This window comes from Methylophaga sp. UBA1464 (assembly GCF_002325665.1).
Classification (GTDB): Bacteria; Pseudomonadota; Gammaproteobacteria; order Nitrosococcales; family Methylophagaceae; genus Methylophaga.
This window is the reverse complement of the sequence record NZ_DCSO01000096.1, coordinates 34,560-38,962: the sequence shown is the minus strand read 5'-3', so window position 1 is coordinate 38,962 and position 4,403 is coordinate 34,560. Positions and strand designations below refer to the sequence as shown.

The window sequence follows — 4,403 nt, the reverse complement described above, 5'->3', positions numbered from 1 at the left end:
TCATCATCGCGACTCAATAGAGGACGATAACGAATTTCGACAGGGTAGGTTCGGCCACTGACCTCAATCACCGGCGCATTGTTAAAATGCTCTGAAAACCTTTTGGTATCAATGGTGGCTGAAGTGATGATCAGTTTCAGATCTGGACGCTTGGGAAGCAGTTGTTTGAGGTAGCCCAGCAGAAAATCAATATTCAGACTGCGTTCATGAGCTTCATCAATAATCAGTGTGTCATATTGATTTAAAAAAGGATCATTCTGCGTTTCAGCCAGCAAAATACCATCTGTCATCAGTTTGATATAACTTTTGTCGGCTTTTACCTGATCATGAAAACGTACTTTATATCCGACTACTTCGCCGATTTCAGATTTAAGCTCTTCGGCAATCCTGGTTGCAACCGTCCTTGCCGCAATTCGTCGTGGTTGAGTATGACCGATCAGACCGCCGACACCCCGGCCTAGATCCAGACAGATTTGAGGTAGCTGAGTGGTTTTACCTGATCCGGTTTCACCACAAAGAATGATGACCTGATTTTGCTGAATAGCGTTAGCGATGTCTTCCCGTCGTTCTATAACAGGAAGATCTGCATTCAATGATGGCTTCGGAATATTATTAAGACGTTGCTGATAGCGCTGGTTTGAACGTTCAATTTGCTGCTGCAGATTCAGCCATTCAGTTTCATTGGCGGATTTTTTCTGCAATTGTAATAACCGCCGACGCAGCTTGTGCTGGTCGGCGATCATTGTTTGTTTTATCTGAGACTTTAATTGTTGCTGTAGGTTGTTCACTGATCTTCAATTTATCCGTACGCATTAATAGTCCCAGCGGCAAATATCATACAGAGCCGGCGCTACTATGTCTGGTTAGGTGCTTTTACAGACTCCAGGAAAGTGACAAAGTATATTTGAAATCGTTTTTACTGATGTCATCTTCCGTTTCAGAATCGTATTCATTGGACATACCGACTTTTAATGCCACGCCAGCTCGTTCGTCCAGATCCAGGATCCAGTCAAAAGTGGTCACATTACGATATGCATCAAAAGAGTCAAAGCTTGGGTAAAAAGTATTGGCTAGTGCCAAGCGTTGCGCTGCATTAATGCGCCAGCGTGATTCAAGACCCAACAACCCCTCAGGAGTAAATTCCTGACGCTCTCCACCAAATGTTTTATTAAACCCCACACCTGAACGACCAACGAATAAAAAGTCTTCGGAGTTGGCAAATTCATAACCAAAACCACTATTGGCATTAACACGATAATCGTAATCTTTGAATCGATCGATATCAAAACGTCCACCGGCAAAGGTAAACCAGGGTGTGGTTGGTTTTAACCAGTCACGGTTAATTGAACTAAAAAAGCTATTGTCAGAAGTTTCCTCTTCTGACTTGGCATAGAAATAAGCCGTGCGACTGTTAATACGGGTTTTTTCAGTTGCAAGATCAGCATTGAATGCCACGTTTACCTTACTGTTATCTGATTTTCCGCGACTTCCTGCCAAGCCTAAATCGAAACGTCTTTCCCAATCAGATAGCCAGCCGGTGCCAAATAAACCGTTATCTTCAGGTTCTGCCTGAGCGATTTCAGCTGGTTCGATAGTGGGGGCGGCAGACGTTTGCTCGGATGGCGTTTGTTGAGCCAGAGCTTCATAGTTGGTTTTTATATCAGCAACGGTATTAGTATTGATGACCATTTCCCCGAGAAGCTGATGTTTGATAGTAAGAGATTCCTGATTACGCTCTAATAAGTCACCTTGAAGTCGGTCACCATTGGTTAAAATCAATGTGACAGGTGCTGCGTGGGATATAACAGGAGCCAGTAAACAAATAAAAACGATTTTTTTCAGAAACAAAATGATTTCCTATGGCAGATTTTGACTGCCATATACTAGCGATAACCAGGTCGAATGTCAGTTGATATTTAAGGGAAATTTTTCCCTAAATGTTAACACCCGTCATTGTTTACAGTGCCATCGGGCATCGTGGTATTGCAGAATTTGATCCCTCTGTCATGTACACCAATCATTGATGCACCAGTTAAGTCTGCACCAGACATGTCGGAAAAGATTAAATGCGCTCCGTCCAGGGTAGCATTTTTCAGATTGGCATCAATTAACTGGGTGTAATCCATTAATGAATTACTGAGATTGGCACCTTCCAGCTGAGCACCGTGCATACGGGAGTGAGTAAACCAGGCGCCTTTAACATTCGCATTGGTGAGGATGATGCCTTTGAGGTTTGCTTCGCTCATATCCGCACCTTGCAAATCATGATTTTCCAAGGGGGCTTCGCTTAAATCACAGTGATGGCACTGGTTTTGTTCGAGTAGCCTTTTAAGATAGATTTTATCGTAGGCGAAGGCGGCTGTACTGCATAAACTCAGGGCTGTGATAATCACCATTGATTTCATTATGTTTCCCTCAACTTCATTGATTTAGCGTTAGTCTGTCCAGCGGTTCTCAAAAAAATGTTTGCTTAAAGGACGTCGTTCTCTTGCCTTTAGTTCCCGTTCCAATGCTTCAGTGCTCAAGCTATCAAGTGGAGCAGGGTAACCAATCGCTATCACCGACCACAGATTTATTTCTGATGGGATTGATAAGGCTTCACGCAGTTTGTCGACATCAAAGCCACCCATTTGGTGAGACATCAATCCAGCTGCTGTCGCCTGCAGGCACATATTCAGACTTGCAGCACCAGTATCATAGCCATTCCATCTGTTCGCATTTTCGTTTTGGGAAAACTGGGGGCGTGAAGCGGTGACAATTAATAACGGTGCATTAACCGCCCAGGTTTGATTGCCTGGTGAGAGACTGTCCAGTGTCTTATGCCAGCTTATTTCATCTTTGAATCTGTTGCAGATAATGTAGCGCCATGGCGCTTCGCCATAACAAGAGGGCGCCCACAATGCAGCTTCACAAAGGGCTGTAATAGTATCGTCACTTACAGCTTGTGTTGGATCGAATGCCTTGCCACTCCATCGCTCAGCGATAATGCTGGCGAGTTTCTGTTCAGTTTCAGCGGGTTTTTGAATCAAAATGATATCCCGTATAGCTTAGTGACTAAGATTAACGCGGTAATTGAATGACTGGTTTTTCTGCCGGGCGATAAAAACCACCAATGTGACCAATCATCATGACTAAATCTGCGCCGGTTTTTTCCGCAATTTCATCGAGCATTTGCTTGCGCTCTGTTTTTTCCTGTCCGCTGACGCGTACTTTAATCAGCTCATGATAAGCCAGTGCATTTTCAATTTCGGCCAGAACGGCTTCAGAAAGACCGGCGTTACCGACCATTACAACGGGTTTTAGCGGATGGGCCAATCCTTTCAGATATCGGCGTTGTTTATCATTGACTGCCATGAGTAGGGCTACCTGTATTAAAATGCCGTGATTATATCAGGATAGTTTCATGACTAAACATAAGTTCACCGTTACTGCAGCTCGTGGCATGTTGCCTCTGCTCGAAGAAGAACTCAAACAAATCGGCATTAAACAATACAAAACAGAAGCAGGTAGTATTCGTTTTACCGGTAGTCTCAAAGAAGCCTATCAGGTCTGTTTGTGGTCGCATGTTGCGGTCCGGGTTTTGATGCCAATTGCCCACTTTTCGGCCGAAACGACCGAGCAACTTTACAACGGAATTAAAGAACTGGCCTGGGAACAGCATATTGATGCTGAAGACACCACTTTAGCCGTCGATTTTAATAGCTTTCGTTCAAAAATCCACCACACACAATTTGGTGCACAGAAAGTTAAAGACGCCATCGTGGATAGATTACGTGATCTGTTCGGCACAAGGCCTTCAGTGGATTTGCATCAACCGGATCTGCGGGTCAATGTTTACCTTAAACATAATCAGGCGATTGTAAGCCTTGATTTGTCAGGTGAAAGTCTGCATAAACGTGGTTATCGCGTCAGCCCAACTAATGCGCCGATTAAAGAACATCTGGCTGCTGCGATTTTGCTTTCAGCCGAATGGCCGAAGCTGGCTCGGGAAGGTTGGGCATTGCTGGACCCTATGTGTGGCAGCGGTACTTTTTTAATTGAAGCGGCCCTGATGGCTGCCGATATCGCACCCGGGTTGCAACGTGATTATTTTGGTTTTCTTTATTGGAAACAACACGATAAAACTGCCTGGCAGCAATTAAAAGCTGATGCCGAAAGACGGCGCTTAAGTGGTCTGGCACGTTTGCCGATGATCATGGGCGGAGATCAGGATAAAACTGCTGTCACAGCGGCGCAGGCGAATATTGAAGCAGCAGGACTCAGTGATCGCATTCAGGTCATTCATCGGGATCTGCAAAATTGGGCTACGGTGGCGCAAACATTGCCGGAAGTGGGCTTGGTCGTGTCGAATCCGCCTTATGGCCAACGTATTGGTGACACCGATGCATTACATGAGTTGTATG

At 44.8% G+C, this 4,403-nt stretch carries 6 protein-coding genes; 1 reads left to right on the top strand and 5 read right to left on the bottom strand.

Going from position 1 to position 4,403, the window contains the following annotated elements; genetic code table 11:
* The 5 genes from B3O33_RS13255 to yhbY form a co-directional block, all read right to left on the bottom strand.
* Positions 1–743 (bottom strand): DEAD/DEAH box helicase (locus B3O33_RS13255; protein ID WP_292363812.1); only part of this gene is annotated, 743 nt, incomplete at its 3' end.
* A 130-nt stretch (positions 744–873) separates the two neighbouring features.
* A complete protein-coding gene (locus B3O33_RS13250) occupies positions 874–1,848 on the bottom strand; it encodes a DUF481 domain-containing protein (protein ID WP_292359538.1) in 975 nt (324 codons plus the stop codon).
* A gap of 92 nt (positions 1,849–1,940) precedes the next feature.
* A complete protein-coding gene (locus B3O33_RS13245) occupies positions 1,941–2,405 on the bottom strand; it encodes a pentapeptide repeat-containing protein (protein WP_292359536.1) in 465 nt (154 codons plus the stop codon).
* Between the two features lie 30 nt (positions 2,406–2,435).
* The gene (locus B3O33_RS13240; RefSeq protein ID WP_292359535.1) at positions 2,436–3,029 is read right to left on the bottom strand and encodes a nitroreductase family protein; all 594 of its coding nucleotides are present in this window, start codon (positions 3,027–3,029) and stop codon (positions 2,436–2,438) included.
* A gap of 31 nt (positions 3,030–3,060) precedes the next feature.
* The gene (gene yhbY / locus B3O33_RS13235) at positions 3,061–3,354 is read right to left on the bottom strand and encodes a ribosome assembly RNA-binding protein YhbY (RefSeq protein ID WP_292359533.1); all 294 of its coding nucleotides are present in this window, start codon (positions 3,352–3,354) and stop codon (positions 3,061–3,063) included.
* Between the two features lie 49 nt (positions 3,355–3,403).
* Between yhbY and B3O33_RS13230 the strand changes: the two genes are divergently transcribed.
* On the top strand, positions 3,404–4,403 hold a 1,000-nt coding region (locus tag B3O33_RS13230), incomplete at its 3' end, for a THUMP domain-containing class I SAM-dependent RNA methyltransferase (protein ID WP_292363800.1).